A 17,828-nucleotide genomic window follows, 5' to 3' on the forward strand; every position below is an offset into this window, starting at 1 on the left:
TCGTATTAAGGATTTTTTATGACTGTATCAACTCGTACTGATGGCTTATCTCACGCTGTAATGGAGACTGACTATCCATCGAATAGCATTGACTGGCTTACAAGGCTGATTGCTTTTGATACGGTCAGTCGCCATTCAAATTTGGCATTGATTGAATACGTACAAAGCTATTGTGAGCAATTAGGCTTAAGCGTAGATTTGACCTTTAATGATGCCAAAAATAAAGCCAATTTATTTGTCACCGTAGCAGCAGGTGGCAATGCTAATAACAGTGCTGATATCATCAATCATGGTTTGGTGCTATCAGGGCATACTGATGTCGTACCAGTTGATGGTCAAGCATGGACATCAGAGCCGTTTACTGCGACGATTCGTGGTGACAAGCTATATGGACGCGGTGCTTGCGATATGAAAGGCTTTATTGCGTGTGCGCTAACTTTATTGCCAAAAGCGGTGGAGTTATCAAATAGTGGTCAGCTGAGTCGTCCTCTTCATTTGGCATTGTCATTTGATGAAGAAGTCGGCTGCTTGGGTGCGCCATTAATTTTGGCAGACTTAAAAGCTCGCGGTATCACTCCTGATTATTGTATCGTCGGTGAGCCCACCAATATGGCGATGGTCGTGGCGCATAAAGGTATTGCTGTTTATCGCTGCCGCGTCCACGGCAAATCTGCGCACTCATCATTGACAGCAACAGGTGTGAACGCCATCAGTTATGCCAGTCGTTTGATTGGCTATGTTGATACCTTGGCAGAACAAATAAGCCATCGTGACGATAATGATGCACTGTTCGATGTCCCTTATTCGACATTGTCTGTGGGCACCATACAAGGTGGTACAGCGACCAATATTGTGCCCAATCTGTGTGAGTTCACCTTTGATTATCGCAACCTGCCACACATGACACAGGACGACATTCTGCTACCGATTCAAGCAAAAGTTGCAGAACTAAGTGCACAGATGCAAGCGCGCGCTGCCGATACCGGCATTGAGCTGATGCAAGAAGAAAGTGTACCGGCAATGACAGATAATGACAGTGCCGAGCTACAAGCATTGATAGCGGCACTGACAGGTGACACTCAACGCCATAAAGTTGCTTACGCTACCGAAGGCGGACAGTTTACTAATAGCGGTATCCCAACGATTATCTGTGGTCCCGGCAGTATTGAGCAGGCGCATAAAGCCGATGAATATGTTAAGTTAAATGAGATTGAGCGCTGTGATAGCTTCTTACAGCGTCTATTAGAAAGTTGTACTATGGATAGATAAACCGCAAGGTTTAGGTCATGGTTGGTATAATAAACACCGTCTTTATGGCGGTGTTTATTTTTTCGTTTAGTCAGTTTAAAATAAAAAAGTAGGGGTTGGTTGATGTCTTGGCATCTGTTTGCGGTATTTTTTGCAAGTACGTTTTTTATCTCAGCGACACCGGGTCCGAATATGCTACTGGCATTTCAATATGGGATTAATTACGGAGTCAAGCGGACATTATGGACGCTAGCAGGTCTCAGTCTTGGGCTCTTTATTCTGTTGCTCTCAACGCTACTAGGCTTGGATGTCATTAGCCGTCAGTCACCATGGTTATTGACGGTCATTAAAACAGTCGGTGCCCTTTACCTTGTTTATTTGGGTGTTGCATCGTGGCGTGATAGTGGCAGCAATAGTAGCTTAATGAATGACGCCAATTCTATGAGCGAAGAAATTAGCGCAGAGTTAGCAACAAGCTCAAATCGCCCTGATAGCATTCATAAATCTGAGACACTCAAGCCGCGCTCGCTCTCTAGTGCTGCGGTCAAGATGGCACCTAGTAATGCTATGCTATTTCGCACAGGGATGTGGGTATCACTTTCTAACCCAAAGGCAATTTTATTTTTTGCAGCCTTCTTTCCTAAATTCATTAATTTTGGTGCGCCACTATGGCCGCAATATATTGTGCTTACCTTAGGACTGTTTCTCAGTGAGACGATTTGGCAGATAATATATACATTAGGCGGTAAAAAGCTGGCAGGGTGGTTAGATGTTGGTAAGCGTTTAGCTTGGCTCAATCGTGGTTGCGGCATTATATTTATATTAATTGCAGTCGCTTTATTGGCTGATGTGTTCAATAGTTTTATGATTTAAAAGTCGCTATTAGTTATAGTCAGTCCTAAATAAAATAAGTACAAATATTATAACGCGCTACTGGTATAAATTTTTCTTGCTTGCTGTGCCTGCGCAGACAGAGGCAGCGCAAAACTTATCCCAGTAGCACTGTGTTTGATTTATAGTGGCTTGACTATAGTCATAAAAAAGCCGCTTACTAGTGAATAGTGAACGGCTTTTTTGGCTGTTTTATTTGCACCAATGATTAAGCTAAAACTGCTCCAATCTCGCCTTTTACCATGTGCGGACTCACAAAATCGGTAATACGTACGCTCACAATTTTACCCAACATCTCATCCATTTTATCAACATCGTAAGGGAACATGACCGTACGGGTATTGTCTGCTGTACCAATTAGACAATCAGGATGACGATTGGCGACTTGCTCGACCAAGACGCGAGTCGTGGTGCCGACCATCTCATGAGTTTTAGCAAGCGTTGAGTCGATAATAACTTTTTGGAATTCTGCCAAGCGCTCTTTCTTAGTTTTGAAGCTCACATCGTCCGGCAGTTCTGCTGCTGGCGTACCTGGACGCTTAGAATAGATAAAGCTATAAGAGTGATCAAAGTTTAACTCTTTTGCCAAGTTCAGCGTATCTTGGAAGTCTTGCTCTGTCTCACCTGGGAAGCCAATAATAAAGTCGCTTGATAAGTGAATATCAGGGCGTATGGCTTTGAGCTTATTAATCTGATTGATATAAACATCAATAGTATGGTTACGCTTCATTGCCGCCAAGATAGCATTTGAGCCGCTTTGTACAGGCAGATGCAAGTGTGATACCAGCTCTGGCAGTTGCGCGTAAGCGTCAATGATATCATCAGTGAACTCTAGCGGATGGCTGGTTGTATAGCGAATACGCTCAACCCCATCGACGTGTGACACATAATGTAAGAGTTCTGCGAAACGGCAAATACTGCCATCGTCTTTTTCGCCGCGATAGCCATTAACGTTTTGACCGAGTAGATTGATTTCACGTACACCTTGTGCCGCTAAGCTGTCAATTTCAGCCAATACATCGTCCAGTGGACGTGACAATTCTTCACCACGTGTATAAGGCACGACGCAGAATGAGCAATACTTAGAGCAGCCTTCCATTATTGATACAAAGGCTTTAAATCCTTCTACTCTTGGTTCTGGTAAAAAATCAAACTTTTCGATACTTGGAAAAGATACATCCACCGTACCAATACGGTTCTTAGGCGCAATCTCACGCTGTTGATGCGATTGGTCATACAGCTCTGGCAAACGGTGCAACGTTTGCGGACCGAATACCATATCGACATACGGCGCGCGCTTTTGAATGTTATCGCCTTCTTGCGAAGCCACGCAACCACCAACACCGATGACAAGGTCAGGGCGTTTTTCTTTCAATTTGCGCCAGCGACCCAATTCTGAAAAGACTTTTTCTTGGGCTTTTTCGCGAATGGAGCAAGTATTCATCAGCAGTACATCGGCTTCGTCGATATTATGCGTCACTTCCATACCATGTGAGTCGCCAAGCACATCAAGCATTTTTCCCGAGTCATAGACATTCATCTGACAGCCTTGGGTGGTGACAAAAACCTTTTTGGTAGCTGATTTTACAGGAGCTTGTGCTGAACTTAGTTCATTGAGTGCGGTGACCGCAGGCGTGACAGCGGTAATGTCAGAGGCAGCAGCGTCATCGATACGGGGATTGAATAAAGTAACACTCATAAGGATAAGTCCATGATTGACCAAAAATATAGCGGGCTAGCCGATTAACAGGTGACGTATTTTATCACAACCCCGCGCTAATGTGAAAAGTTAGCGTCTGCTCATTATTATAAGTAGATTGGATTATTTATAATAGTATCAATTGCTTATCGATCGTTATTTGGTTATAACTAAGATGCATAATGATTGATGCCGATTTGTACGCAATACCACCTTCGTGTTACGCGGTGCTATCCAATTTATTAATGAAAAGTAAAGCTTATGGTTGAAAGTGCAACGAGTATAGTATGATGAATGCCATCCTATTAGCGTCATTGAATAAATCCTGATTTCTATCTGTCTAAAATATCGATTTAGGAATGTATTTTTTAAACCTGTATTTTAGAATCATTTGATTAGAGTCACTTTTTTAAAAGCCTTTTTAAAATATTATTTAAGACCAATTATATAAGACCCACTATAAAAGAGAGTCAGTATGAAAAAGCCGCAGGTTGCTCCTGATATGATTGATAAAAATATATATCAAAATAATACGCATAAGAGTTCTAAAAAAATGACGCTTAAAAAAAGCGCGCTGAGCTTGGCAGCGGCTGTCGGTGCTTTGGGCTTTTCGCAAGTAGCCTGTGCAGAATTGACATGGGGTGAGAGCGGCAGTTCTGAGCAACAAGGCAAATATCAAGTAGAGCGCTATCAGCCTGATGGCTATCAACCAAACAGTCAACAAAACACTTCTCAACAAAACAATGCTTATCAATCAGATAATGGCGTGGGTTCATTCACCGCAGCAGCCATTGCGGCAGAGCGCGGCGATGTCAATGCGCTTTATGATTATGAGCAAGCTATGAGCGGTGGCTTATTTGCCATGTATCCTACTTACTGGCGGATGAATGTAGATTTGAATTCGCAAAGCCCTGCGGCAGTGTCGCAGTTTGTGCGCCAATACCCAGATACGGTCATGGCAGAAAAACTGGCTGCTGATTTTGCTGAAACCAAAGCGGGTTCAAATGATTATGCTGCCGTGCGCCAAGTGGCAAATCTGATCACCAATGCTGATGACAGTGAGAAGTGTGCCGTTGCGCTTGGGTTTAATAATGGCGGCGATACCATGCGTGCTATGGCAGCGAAGTCTGATGTCTGGTTGACCACCAAAAAACAGCCAGCTTTATGTGATCAACTAGCGCTTGAGATGAATAACAATGCCCTGATTAGCAATCCAGAGAGAGTTTCTCGCCTCAAACGTATGCTGCGTAAAGGCAAAACCGGTGATATCATGGCGTTATCTTCGCGCTTAGGTATGCCCATTCCTTATGCATCACTGAGTGACATCCAGCTTAATCCATCATCATTCTTTAGTCGTTTCGCCCGCGAACCTGCCAGCCAAACCAATCAATATTTGTACCTTTATGCGATGGGACGTGTCGCTGAAAAGTCTTATCGTGAGGCGGCGTTGCAGTTAGAGTTTGATATAAAGCAAGACAATCAGCGTTCAGCCAAACTGTTAACCGATGATACTCGCCGCGCAGCTTATCGTACTCTTGGTGTACAACGCATGAATCACAATACCGATGATGGCTTTAACGTTGAAGCCGTCGACTGGTTCCGTAACAGCTTAGACAATGACTTTAGTTTTGAAGAAGCAGAATATTATGCCATGGCAGCGATTCGTTTTAGTCGCTGGGATGATGTGGTCGAAGCCATCTCAAGAATGGATGCCGAAACCCAAAAAGCCAATCAATGGCAGTATTGGTTGGCACGCGCTTATGAGCAGTCAAATGATGGCAGCAAGCGCAATACTGCTAAGAAAATGTATCAAAATCTCGCTAAAAGTAACGAATATTATGGTTTGATGGCAAAGGAAAAAGTTGGTCAACGTTTTGATGCTAGCCGTTTGGGTGGTAGTAATTTACCTAATGTCAGTAGTGCGGATCGTGCGCGCGTCATGCAAAATCCACATTTTGCCCGTGCATTTGCGTTATATAACGCTGATGCCAGCCGAGCTTATGCCAATCGTGAGTGGAACTGGGCGGTCAAAAAAGCACGTGATAACCGTGATGAAAAATTAATCATTGCAGCAGCGCGTCAAGCCTATGATATGGGCTGGCTAGACCGTGCGATATATGCCATTGACAATACTGACAACGTCAATAGCGTTGCAATATCGCATCCGATGCCGCACCAAGATGCTGTAGTACGCTATAGTCAGTCGGCTGGTATCGATCCCGCTTGGGCATATGGCATCATGCGTCAAGAGAGCCGATTTGTAGCCTCTGCGCGCTCAAATGTCGGCGCAAGTGGACTTATGCAAGTCATGCCAGATACCGCAAAATATATTGCTCGTAATTTGGGCGAGACATATAGCGCAAGTCGTGCCAATAGCGGTGATACCAATATCCGTTATGGTACATGGTATATGGGTGATATCTTTGGGAAGCTAAACAGTCAGCCTGTATTGGCGACGGCGGGCTACAATGCTGGTCCAAACAATGCCAAGCGTTGGCAGCCAACCTATGGCTCACTGGCGGCGGATCAGTACGTTGAGTCTATTGCTTTTCCTGAAACACGGAATTATGTCAAACACGTGATGGAAAATGCCACCATCTATAGCAGCTTATTGGGTAATGGTCAGCCAATCACTCAGCGTATGGGTACCGTACCTGCCGCATTTTAATTTGAGTAATATCAAAAAACCATTAACGATAAAAGGTTAATGGTTTTTTTACAGCTGTAATTTGTTAGCTTAGCAATCGTATTTTGACGACCAAATTTTTTCAATAATGACAGTGGTTAATATAGATGATTCATCTATCATGCATGTTTACGTTTTTGCTATAGATTAAAAGAGGGTTTTTGCTACCATTGTTGTCATTATGAGTGATTTTTTCATAAGGTGTTTTTGAGACAATCAATCAATGCTTTGAGCCTGATTAGCCAATTTGAATAGTACTACCCGAATCTAGAAGCTATTTTGCAAAAGCTGATCCTTATCATTACTCTATACTTTACCTTCATATAATAAAAAACACCTTAATCCGCCTATATCGTTGAACTCTTTAAACCAAACTGGGCTTGATGCCAAAAAACAGTGATATCAGAGTACGTAAGTGACAATATGACAAGTAAACAGTATAACTATAGCGGTTGGACAGCTTTTAGTATTGCCACTTTGCTACTGTTGCAAGGGACAATGGCTATGTCTGCCCAAGCCGCTAACGCTAGTAAAAGTGGTCATCGCGTGCTGATGATTGAGATGACACCAGCATTATGTAACTTGCAACCAACGCGTTCGCGTATGCGTCAGTGCTTAGAAGGCTATTCTTTGACTGTGTCAGGTTTAGACATGGGTTATGGAGAACGCTGCGGACGTGGTAGTGAACCGCGTATTACACCGCTACAGTTAAAAGTCGTCAACCGTATTATGCCCGATACCACAGTGCGTACCCAAGCGTGGCAACGTTATGGCGCTTGTAGTCCATTAAGCTCCAGTAATTACTTCCGCCAAATCACTAATTATGCGGGCGCTCTCAAGCTGCCAAATGAGCTAAACACGGGCAATAGTTATACGGTATTAAAATCTCGTTTTATCGGTCAAATGACCAGCTTAAATAGTGGTATGACTCCTGCTAGTGTCGATCTGATTTGTCAGGCAGGTACGCAACGTCAAATGATATTGACGGATGTACATGTCTGTTATGAAGGCAGTGAATTTGGCAACTGTCATAATGTCGTGGACAATTGTGGCAGCAAATTCGTTATTTCAGGCGGTAAATAATCCGCCTTTGTCTGGTTTGATTATCTCTCCTTTTACATCGCACACCTTACGTTTAACCTATTTCTATCCTGCTATATAAATTGCCAATATATCATCGTGTAAAATGTAACAATATAGTTAGGGATAGGTTTCTTGCTTTATCTAGACGCTTAATAGACTGAAGTGCTACACTAGCTCTCGGTTTATGACTACTATATTAATCTAGTAAGCATTCAGCGAGTAAATCGCTATCTAAATCGATAATCACCAATTAGAATCGTGAATATCTAATCAATAATTAGGGAGTATTCAATGTCAATGAAACAGCCTGTACGCGTTGCCGTGACTGGTGCCGCTGGTAATATCAGCTATGCTATGTTATTTCGTATTGCTTCTGGCGAGATGCTAGGCAAAGATCAGCCAGTGATTCTGCAATTACTTGAAATCGCTCCAGCACTCGACGCCCTAAAGGGTGTGGTCATGGAATTAGAAGACTGTGCATTCCCATTATTGGCTGGTGTCGTCCAAACTGATGATGCGACCGTGGCTTTTAAAGATGTCGATTATGCGTTACTCGTAGGCTCACGCCCTCGTGGTCCTGGTATGGAACGTAAGGATTTGCTAGAAGCCAATGCTGCGATTTTCTCAGCGCAAGGTAAAGCATTGAATGATGTTGCAAGCCGTGATGTTAAAGTATTAGTAGTAGGTAATCCTGCTAACACCAACGCTGTTATCGCTCAGCGTAACGCACCGGATTTAGATCCACGTAACTTCACTGCCATGACTCGCCTAGATCATAACCGTGCAATGGCACAGTTAGCTGGTAAGACTGACAGCACGGTTAATGACGTGAAGAAAATGATCATCTGGGGCAACCATTCATCAACTCAGTATCCTGATTTGACGGCGAGCACTGTAAATGGCAAACCGGCGTTAGACTTGGTTGATCGCGCATGGTATGAAGGTACTTATATCCCAGAAGTACAACAACGTGGCGCTGCAATCATCAAAGCACGCGGTGCATCATCTGCTGCTTCTGCTGCCAACGCGGCTATCGCACACGTACGCACATGGGTAATGGGTACTGATGAGAATGATTGGGTATCTATGGGTGTCTATTCAAACGGCGAGTACGGTATTGCCAAAGGTTTGATTTACTCATTCCCAGTGACTTGTGCTAACGGCGATTGGTCTATCGTAGATGGCGTTGATGTGTCATCAGATTTCTCAAAAGAGAAAATGGCAGCCACTGAGCAAGAGCTGAGCGAAGAGCGTGATGCAGTAGCACACTTATTACCGTAAGCTTTTAGGCTATTGTCATATTAGGGCTGTTTATATTCAGCACTAAGTAAAAAGCCCTCATTTATCATGAGGGCTTTTTTTGTTTAAGTTTTAGCATGCTGTCAGCATTATTTATAGTTCATCGATAAATAGCCTACTTATGATGCCTATTTCCGCATAATGCTTAAAGGTTAATACAATTGATAACGTTAGATAAACGTTGATTAACAGCTATTACTATAAAGCTTGCTACAATAATCAGGTTCATTTAAATAATAAGCATAAGTAAATTTTGCCATTTAAGGAGAAAATGTATGTTAGGCGAACCTGAATATAATATGAGTGAGTTATTCGCTCAGTTGGGTCTTGATAGCTCTGATGAGGCGATTGATCATTTTATTGAAAACAATCAATTAGCAAAAGAAGAAAAATTGACAGAAGCCAGTATCTGGAATGACAACCAACGTATGTTCCTACAAGAAGAATGGGAAAAAGATGCAGCGTGGGTAGAAGTGATTGATGAGTTGAATGTACGTTTGCACCCACAGGCGTAAGTTATCAGCTAGGCAATAAAAAATAACCTGATAATAAACTAGCCATTAAAAAACCCACAACTTTAAAAGTTGTGGGTTTTTATTTATTAATGATTTGTTTAAAAGGGTCACTACTTAACCGCCCGTTTGCTTGTCTCGCCATTCAATCAATTCTTGTACATCATGATGAATACCTTCTTTTAGCGCATCCAAACTTTCGTAATGACGTTCACCATGCAAATAATGCAAAAAACGCACCTGCAAGGTTAAACCATATAAGTCGGCTTGTAGTTGTGGAAAGTGTACTTCCAAACGCCAATCATGGGTTTTGTCGACGGAAGGTCTAGTGCCGATATTAGCAGTACCAAACAAACTGTGTGCCTGCAAACCTGCTATGCCTTTATGACCATCATCTGCACGTTTGACTAAATCGCTTGGTATAACATTGCCATCATTATCTAGGCTAACCACATCGACCGCAAAAATACCATGTAAGGCAGGCTTAATACGTTTTAGGTCAATATTAGCAGTCGGGAAGTCCATGGTGCGACCAATTTTATCACCGCCAACGACCGTGCCAGTAATAGCGTAATCTCGACCAAGTAATGCATTAGCCGCATTGATATCACCTGCCAATAAGAGATCCCGAATACGAGTGGAGCTGATGCGTGCTGCTTTATGATTATCGTCAGTAATCGTATCTAGATTGGTCACATGCAAACCATAATCGCGTAAAAACTGACTGTCACCAGTACGATCATGCCCAAATTTAAAATCATCACCCAATACCAAGGCTTGTACATTTAAACGCTGTGCTAAAATATCTGCAAATGCCTGCGCTGATAATGAGCGAAATTCGTTGTCGAAGCCTGCCACAATCAAGGTTTCAACGCCATATTCTGCTAGCAACGCTTGCTTTTCAGCAAGATTGGTTAAACGGGCTGGGGCAGCAGCAGGAGCAAAGAACTCTCTTGGCTGTGGCTCAAATATCATCACGGCAGAGCCAAGATTACGCGCCTTTGCAAGTTCGCGCACTTGAGTAAGCATCGCTTGATGTCCCAAATGCACGCCATCAAAATTGCCAATAGTGAGCACACAGGGCGCTAAAGCTACTGGGTTGGTATTGGTAGGCGAAGCGTCTGAAGACGCCAGCAGTTGCTCAAGAAAATAGGTATTCATAAATGTTCAGCTATGATAGATGAAACCAGATAAAAAATGAAAAACACATTTGGATATAAAATCGATGTGTTTAAAATCAGCCATTATAAAGTAAAATAGCCAGACTAACATCCTATAGTCTGCTGATAATGGCAGAACGGTATTGTCCGTTTTATATCACAGTTATTTTACTGACTGAAGCTTGTTTGACTACCTAGATATCGCTTTATAGGGTGATCAAACTATTAACGATGAATAACCCATTACGGAGGTGCTATGTCTGCAATAACAGCTAACCCACATTCTAAACCTATTTTTGATCGGACTAATTTGCCTATATTGACGAATAAGTTTGGCGATACATTTATGGTGCAGTATGCGACTGCAAATGATTTATCTGAAGTTTTAGCCATTTATAATCAAAGTATTGCTGGTAAGCAGGCAACAGCCAATCTAGAACCAGTGACTTATGAAGAGCGGGTAGCTTGGTTTGTAGAACATATCGAGAGTGCAACACGACCTATCTATGTCGTTAGAATGATAGATATAGCTGTGGAAGACGATATGCATAAAAAACACCCGTCAATTGTCGCATGGGGCAGCTTTAGTGATTTGTATGCGCGTCCGGCTTATCATATTAGTAGCGAGATCAGCATTTATATTCACAACAACTATCATAGTCGAGGTCTAGGCAGTTTATTGCTTCGCTGGATGTTGCAGCAAGCGCCAAGCCTCGGTATTCGTAATGTTGCAGCGCTTATTTTTGCCCATAACCAGCCAAGCTTGGGGTTATTTCGTAAGCTTGGCTTTGAGCAATGGGGGTTGATGCCACAAGTCTGTGATATGGATGGATTTATCGCTGATGTGGTGATGCTGGGTAAACGGGTGCTAGATAATGACAATGATATCTAAGATAACTATGGTGACATTCCTGCTTTAAACAAGAATTTTTTACCCCAAAATTTTCCATTCACCATTGATTTTTTGCAGCTCATAAGCCAAAGGCGCAGGCTCACTTTGACCTTTTAATCTTAGCTCACCTGTGACCGTGGCTTTTGTTTTATCGCTATTGTACTTGGTATCAATAATAGTGACCGCTTCAACCGTCTGCTTAAAGGCAAACTGGGTGTTTTTTAACTCTTCAGCGAAATTCTCCATATCGACTTTATAGTATGACACCGCTTTTTTAACGTCGCCATAATATAAGGTATCAAGCGCTAGTTTCACCGTATTTTCTGGTGTACCTGCTTCGGTTCGATTGGTTAGTATACTTGGCTCTTTTACAGCTGCTGCGATAGGGCTGATATCTTGACTGACGATGTCGTTATCTGTCTTAGCCGCATCACTGTTAGCTATGCTATCAGTCTTATTAACATCAGCAGTACTATCGACATCATCCGTGCTGTTAACAGTATTTATGGCAGATGAGCTGTCCGTTGTCTCGTCTGCTGGCTGGGTCTCTACCTTGTTATTATCGCTACAACTGCTTATTAATAGTCCAGCACTGAGTAGACCGGTCGCAAAAATCATAGGTAAGCGTTGAGCTGCAAGCTGCTGAGTAGTCATATAAAACCTTAATATTGAGTAATTTAACAATAAGCCATTATGGCAACTATCAGCAGTATGCACTGTCAATTCTCATATTGAGCTTGTTTTGGTTTGGTAAACCAATAATTTATCACACCCTTTTAACCATGTTTGAGCTGGCGAGGACGGAAGCCTGTTGCCAATAATACTCCGCCGTAAACCAGCGCACCGACCACACACATAATCAGCAGCGCAACCAAACGTTGCCACTGTGCCTTATCGGTTGGAAAGTACGGTAGCATGATATAAAGCACAGCGATCATGGCACTGGTAGAGATTGCAAACTGCGCAAACAGTTTTTTCCAGTGACTTCCAAAACGGAAAATATCACGCTTATGCAAGAAATAATACAGTAAGCCTGCATTCACAAATGATGCGCCAGTTGTCGCAAGTGCCAGACCGCCATGCAATGGAATCTCAAGGAAGTAAAATATCCCAATAAAGATAACACTAAAGATCATATTAGCGAAAACGGAAATAATACCGATTCTGACGGGCGTACGGATATCTTGACGAGCAAAAAACGCAGGGGCAAAGACTTTAATCAACATAAAGCCTAAGATGCCACCCGCCATGCTTTTTAGCGCAAGCGAACTCATTTGCGCATCACGTAAAGTAAATTCGCCACGTAAAAATAGCGCTTGCATGAGCACGTCAGACAGAATAAACAGTGCTGCCGATGCAGGTACACCGACTAAGATAATTAAACGAGCTGCCCAATCGATGGTCTTTTTAAAACTGACATCGTCTTTTTGGGCTTCACTTTTTGATAGGCTTGGCAAAATGACTGTACCAATTGCCACACCAATTAAACCAAGGGGTAACTCGCTCATACGCTCAGCGGCATATAACCACGAGACTGAGCCGCCAATCATCAAAGAGGCAAAGATAGTATTTAATAGCAGATTAATTTGAGTAACCGACACCCCAAAGATAGCAGGTAGCATCAGCTTTAATATGCGTCTGACGCCTTCATGCTGGAAGTCGATTTTGGGCATCACCAGTAGTTTTTGCTGGGATAACTGTGGCAATTGCAGTAGGAGCTGTAATAAACCGGCGATAGCGACCGCATAACCGAGCGCCATAATGGGCGTCTCAAACATAGGTGCAAAAACCAGCGCGCCACCAATCATACACAGATTGAGCAATACAGGTGCAAAGGCTGGTGCCGCAAAACGTCCGTAACTTTGTAAAATGCCACTGGCAAAAGCGGTCATTGAGATAAATAATAAGTAAGGGAAGGTTAGGCGCAACAGCTCAGCGGTAATCGCAAACTTATCAGGTTGATCAGCAAAACCGGGCGCAAATAAAGTCACGACCCACGGTGCCATTAAAATAACCACAACGGTAAGCATCGATAAAATTAACATCAGCGCACCTGACGTGCGACTGACTAATATCTGTACTTCTCGTAGACTATATTTTTCTTTATATTCAGATAAAACAGGTACAAAGGCCTGACTAAATGCGCCTTCAGCAAACAGGCGTCGCAGAAAGTTCGGTATCTTAAAGGCGACCAAGAAAGCGTCCATCAGACCGCCAGCGCCAAAGACGCCTAATAACACAATATCGCGTACCAGACCTAAAATACGCGACAGCATAGTCATACTACTGACTACCATGGTTGAACGAAATAACCGACTTTTTGCCATGAGAACCTATTATGCCAATTTGTTTAGTGATGGTTGCTTGCTGATTTACGAGAGTCAAAAAAACTGTCAGATTATAGCACTTTCATAACCTAGGTAAATGCATTGAATATGGAATATGTATTCTTCTATTTCTTGAGACTTTATCCTCATTGAAGTAAGGTTTAGCCCTCAAGAAGGCGGGCTACCATTTCACGCAATCTTGTCCATTCAAAACAATCACCGGGGTCAGTCTTGCGAACAGGTGCAATGTCACTATGACCAGTCAGATGCCGACGGGTTTTGGGATACGCGTCATAGATTGCGACGATTGCGTTTGCCAATGACTCATACTGCGCCGCGCTAAAGGGCACAAAATCTGACCCTTCAAGCTCAATGCCAATGCTATAATCATTACACTCAGCTCGACCAAGATAGCTCGACCTGCCGGCATGCCATGCACGCTCGTTAAAATTCACAAACTGGGTGATAGTACCGTCACGCTCGATAAATAAATGTGCGGAAACTTCAGCACCTTTTATCGTCTGAAAATAAGGATGGGCGTCCCAGTCTAATTGATTGGTGAACAAGGCTTTGACGTAGTGGTTGCCATCAGAACCGCACGCGCCAAACTCGTTAGGCGGTAGGCTAATATTGTGAATAACAATTGTATCAATGCTGATATGTTCAGGTCTTTTATTAGTGTTTGGCGATGCAAGCCACGTGGCGGCAGATAATTGACCCTCGTTGATAGTCATTGATGATGCTATAGACATAATGCTCTCTTTTATCGTGGTTATTAATCAGCAGAAGAATGCGTTTTATCGTAAATTTTGTATAAACAAATAGCAAATATATCGTCATTTCAGTATAAACAAGAGAGACGTCAATAATATTTTGCTAAAAGTCTATTGTTACTCATAAATGTTCAAATTTTTAATGAGCGTCCATCACGCGATAAGCGTATCACCTTTACAGTGCGAGATTTTACTTATGTCCATACACTCAGTTTCAAATCGTATTGCGCTAGATGGTACGCCAATACAGCTTAGCCGCCGTGCACGTTTGTCATGGGCGATAGCTGGACTGCTGCTAACTGCGCAAGCACAGGCATTTTTACCAACGCCTGCATCACTGGTTACGACTGGTGAGCTTGCACTTAATACTGATGCCAATACTAATACTAATACTAATACTAACAAGGCTAAAGCCGAAACAGATGCAAATCAGCTGCTAAATCTATGGCGTGAGCAGGCTAAGACAAAGAATCTTGCCCAAGATACGACGTGGCGCCGCTTATTATATTTCTCTGATGAGAAAAAAGGTTTGTTTGGCAAAAATAAAAATATCAGTGCGGTTGATGACGCTCGCTTCTTTTTGAGCTCAAATGGGCGTGAGGATTCAGGTGCTGAGCTTGATGCGATGCTTGTTGCCTTTGCTGATGAAATAGCTAATAAAACCAATAACTTTAAAACTAATCATACTGCCCAAGCTAGTAATAGCAACTCTGCGCTATGCCGTTTCCCAGCAAGAGCAAAATGGCTAAGCGATACCTTGGCTATTGATAAGTCAGCGATGCAGGTAACTTGTCCAGAGCTGACGGAATGGATGCAAAAGCTTGCACCTGAGCAGCTGTCTATTATGTTTGCCCAAGAGTACTTAGACAATCCTTTGTCTGCTTTTGCGCATACCTTGTTGCGTATCGATTCAAAAGCAAGTGTGGCTGATCCAAGCCAAATTCATCATGCTTATGCGCTAAATGATACGGTCGATGGCGATACCAAAGATAACTTTGTATTGTATGCCATCAAATCTATGACGGGCGGCTATAACAATCTGATCGAGATTGACCCTTATCCAGAAAAGCTGGCTAAATATCTGCAAGACGATGAGCGTGATGCGTGGACATATCAATTGGATTTGACCCCAGAGGAAGTACAGCAAATCATATTGCACGTTTGGGAAACCAAAGATTTAAAATTGCCCTATTACTTTACCTCTGACAACTGCGCCTCTGAGATTTTGCGCTTGATAGATGTGGTACGTCCAGAGCAGCATTTATTAAGTCAGCTGCCTTATGCCGTTATTCCATCAGATGTGGTACAGCTGCTGAACAAAGAAGGTTTTCTTGCTAGCACCAATTATACGCCGGCTGATAGTACCTTACGCCAAGCGCAATTGAACAAAGTCAAACAGGAGCGTAAGCAGCTCGGCTACCATAACAACCCAAAACAGACGATTAATGAGATTAAGTCGGCCCAGCTCAATAAAGTTTCGAGCATGTCAGCTGATGGTCAGACGTTACTGACTCACCAGATTGCGGTCTCAGATACCAATCCTCTCAATCGACATTCGCTGCAAATGGGCAGTATTGGCATCGGTCAGCGCGGCGATAATAATTACATCGATCTTGGCGCACGCGCAGGCTATCACGATACCCTTGATCATCCGTCTGGTTTTCCACAGTTCTTTGATTTAGAAGGTGCTTCTGCGACTGTGCGTTTGTATGACACAGATAATGATAAAGCCAATCAGCCAAAAAGTGTGGTGTTACAGAATTTGACTTTGATTAAAGGGCGTTCTTTTAACCCTGTCAATTCGGCTAAGAAGGGCAAGACTTGGGGCGCGAGTATAGAGGCCACGCGTGTAAACGATGGCTCGCAGCAAGACGGTACTGACCATTTAGTTGGTAGCTTGGGCTATGAATCAGGATGGTCATGGGCATTTGGTACGCCTAGTGCAGGTACAGGCGAGATGCCGCCGCAGCTTTGTTATACCTTTTTGGCAGGTACCGCGCAAACGGGGCGTGGTATCAATAAAGGCTTTCGTGTCGGCGCAGGCGTAAACGCTGGCTGCCGTTATCAGATTAACAATCAGTTACGTGCACAGGCTGAATTGCAATTGCCATATTGGTATCATGGCAGCAGCGACGACTCTAATGTGCGCAGTCATTATTGGCAGCCGATATCAAGCTTAGGGCTGCAATACGATATCGATAAAAAACAAGCATTACGTATCAATGCCAATTATGAATGGCAAGATCGCATTGATGCTAATGACGATGTACAGCTGTCATATCGACGTTATTTTTAGTAGCCACCAATATTTTAAGTAACATCTTCAAAGGCAGGCAGGAATTATGATGAATACGCATAATATATTAATTATCGGTCAAGGTGACATTGGATTACCAGTGACCAATAAGCTTGCGCAAGATGGCTTAAATGTCACAGGGCTGGCACGTAATGAGCGACAGCATTACGCACTGGATGATAAAGCTAAATTTATGCAAGCAGATGTGTTAACGCTTAGCGCTGAGCAACTGCAAGACTTTACTCATATTGCTATCATTGTCACCCCTGATGAGTACTCAACCAATGGTTATCACAATAGCTACTTGGCGATTAATCGGCATTTAGCGGCGCTTGCGGATAAACTAGCCAATCTTCAGCGCATTGTTTTTATTTCTTCAACTGGCATCTATGGGCAAGATAACGGTGAATGGATAGATAAAGATACCGTGCCGATGCTGCCTAAACGCGAAGCATCACAGGTGATATTGCAAGCAGAGCAAATGCTGAAACAAGGTTTTGATGATAAAGCAATTATCATCCGCCCAAGTGGTATTTATGGGCGCGAGCGCTTAATGCGTGTGCGTAAAGCTAAAGAGTCAGAGAAAAAGCCGATAGTAGCTGGCGTGTGGACCAATCGCATTATGGACTCTGATTTGGTCAATATTATCGCCAAAGTACTGACGATAGAGGTACCAAAGCCTGTTTATATTGCAACCGATTATTTGCCAGTGACTTCCTTTACGCTGACCACTTGGCTATGTGAGCGACTGGGTGAAGCACTGCCAGTACTTGATGATAAGAATAGCGCCATGACCGGAAAGCGCCTACATAGCAATATTCCGTTAGCGTGGCTGACGTATCCTGATTGGCAAATGGGATATGAAGATATTTTGCGTCATCAAGACTCATAAGTTGCTATAGCGCTTAAATACGTTTTCAAATATATTGTTCATGAGTGCTGTTTTATAATAGCACTCACTT

At 43.0% G+C, this 17,828-nt stretch carries 14 protein-coding genes; 9 read left to right on the plus strand and 5 right to left on the minus strand.

Features of this window, described 5'->3' with window-relative positions:
- Positions 1–18: 18 nt before the first annotated feature.
- Positions 19–1,269 carry an acetylornithine deacetylase gene (argE, locus tag OEG80_RS02325; protein ID WP_263241551.1) on the plus strand — a complete coding sequence of 417 codons (1,251 nt, stop codon included), beginning with the start codon at positions 19–21 and terminating at the stop codon, positions 1,267–1,269.
- A gap of 102 nt (positions 1,270–1,371) precedes the next feature.
- Entirely contained in the window at positions 1,372–2,121 is a 750-nt protein-coding gene (locus OEG80_RS02330; protein ID WP_263241552.1) for a LysE family translocator, read from the plus strand.
- Between the two features lie 226 nt (positions 2,122–2,347).
- Here OEG80_RS02330 and miaB read toward each other — a convergent pair whose 3' ends face one another.
- Positions 2,348–3,838 (minus strand): tRNA (N6-isopentenyl adenosine(37)-C2)-methylthiotransferase MiaB, encoded by a 1,491-nt coding sequence (gene miaB / locus OEG80_RS02335; protein ID WP_263241554.1) that lies wholly within the window; start codon positions 3,836–3,838, stop codon positions 2,348–2,350.
- Between the two features lie 475 nt (positions 3,839–4,313).
- On the opposite strand from miaB, the gene OEG80_RS02340 reads away from it, so the two are divergent.
- The 4 genes from OEG80_RS02340 (at position 4,314) to OEG80_RS02355 (ending at position 9,421) form a co-directional block, all read left to right on the plus strand.
- Positions 4,314–6,506 carry a lytic transglycosylase domain-containing protein gene (locus tag OEG80_RS02340; RefSeq protein ID WP_263241555.1) on the plus strand — a complete coding sequence of 731 codons (2,193 nt, stop codon included), beginning with the start codon at positions 4,314–4,316 and terminating at the stop codon, positions 6,504–6,506.
- A 441-nt stretch (positions 6,507–6,947) separates the two neighbouring features.
- Positions 6,948–7,607 (plus strand): ribonuclease T2, encoded by a 660-nt coding sequence (locus tag OEG80_RS02345; protein WP_020444206.1) that lies wholly within the window; start codon positions 6,948–6,950, stop codon positions 7,605–7,607.
- 291 nt (positions 7,608–7,898) lie between these two features.
- Positions 7,899–8,888 carry a malate dehydrogenase gene (locus tag OEG80_RS02350; RefSeq protein WP_011514361.1) on the plus strand — a complete coding sequence of 330 codons (990 nt, stop codon included), beginning with the start codon at positions 7,899–7,901 and terminating at the stop codon, positions 8,886–8,888.
- Positions 8,889–9,181: 293 nt separating this feature from the next.
- Positions 9,182–9,421: a DUF2789 domain-containing protein gene (locus OEG80_RS02355; protein WP_149409328.1), complete on the plus strand. Its 240-nt coding sequence runs from the start codon at positions 9,182–9,184 to the stop codon at positions 9,419–9,421.
- Positions 9,422–9,535: 114 nt separating this feature from the next.
- On the opposite strand, the gene ribF is transcribed toward OEG80_RS02355, so the two are convergent.
- Positions 9,536–10,579, minus strand: a complete 1,044-nt coding sequence (gene ribF, locus OEG80_RS02360; RefSeq protein ID WP_263241556.1) for a bifunctional riboflavin kinase/FAD synthetase — start codon at positions 10,577–10,579, stop codon at positions 9,536–9,538.
- Positions 10,580–10,834: 255 nt separating this feature from the next.
- On the opposite strand from ribF, the gene OEG80_RS02365 reads away from it, so the two are divergent.
- On the plus strand, positions 10,835–11,470 hold the full coding sequence (locus OEG80_RS02365; RefSeq protein WP_263241557.1) for a GNAT family N-acetyltransferase: 636 nt from the start codon (positions 10,835–10,837) through the stop codon (positions 11,468–11,470).
- A 39-nt stretch (positions 11,471–11,509) separates the two neighbouring features.
- On the opposite strand, the gene OEG80_RS02370 is transcribed toward OEG80_RS02365, so the two are convergent.
- The 3 genes from OEG80_RS02370 to ampD all read right to left on the minus strand — a co-directional run bounded on the left by OEG80_RS02370 (position 11,510) and on the right by ampD (position 14,549).
- Positions 11,510–12,124 (minus strand): hypothetical protein, encoded by a 615-nt coding sequence (locus OEG80_RS02370; RefSeq protein WP_263241559.1) that lies wholly within the window; start codon positions 12,122–12,124, stop codon positions 11,510–11,512.
- Positions 12,125–12,246: 122 nt separating this feature from the next.
- The gene (gene murJ, locus OEG80_RS02375) at positions 12,247–13,797 is read right to left on the minus strand and encodes a murein biosynthesis integral membrane protein MurJ (protein ID WP_263241561.1); all 1,551 of its coding nucleotides are present in this window, start codon (positions 13,795–13,797) and stop codon (positions 12,247–12,249) included.
- A gap of 161 nt (positions 13,798–13,958) precedes the next feature.
- Positions 13,959–14,549 (minus strand): 1,6-anhydro-N-acetylmuramyl-L-alanine amidase AmpD, encoded by a 591-nt coding sequence (gene ampD, locus OEG80_RS02380; RefSeq protein ID WP_263241563.1) that lies wholly within the window; start codon positions 14,547–14,549, stop codon positions 13,959–13,961.
- Between the two features lie 217 nt (positions 14,550–14,766).
- Between ampD and OEG80_RS02385 the strand changes: the two genes are divergently transcribed.
- Together OEG80_RS02385 and OEG80_RS02390 are read left to right on the plus strand one after the other, a co-directional pair.
- Positions 14,767–16,866, plus strand: a complete 2,100-nt coding sequence (locus OEG80_RS02385; RefSeq protein ID WP_263241565.1) for an Lnb N-terminal periplasmic domain-containing protein — start codon at positions 14,767–14,769, stop codon at positions 16,864–16,866.
- A 49-nt stretch (positions 16,867–16,915) separates the two neighbouring features.
- Entirely contained in the window at positions 16,916–17,758 is an 843-nt protein-coding gene (locus OEG80_RS02390) for an SDR family oxidoreductase (RefSeq protein ID WP_263241566.1), read from the plus strand.
- The last annotated feature ends 70 nt before the right edge of the window (positions 17,759–17,828 follow it).

Source organism: Psychrobacter sp. SC65A.3, assembly GCF_025642195.1.
GTDB classification, from domain to species: domain Bacteria; phylum Pseudomonadota; class Gammaproteobacteria; order Pseudomonadales; family Moraxellaceae; genus Psychrobacter; species Psychrobacter cryohalolentis.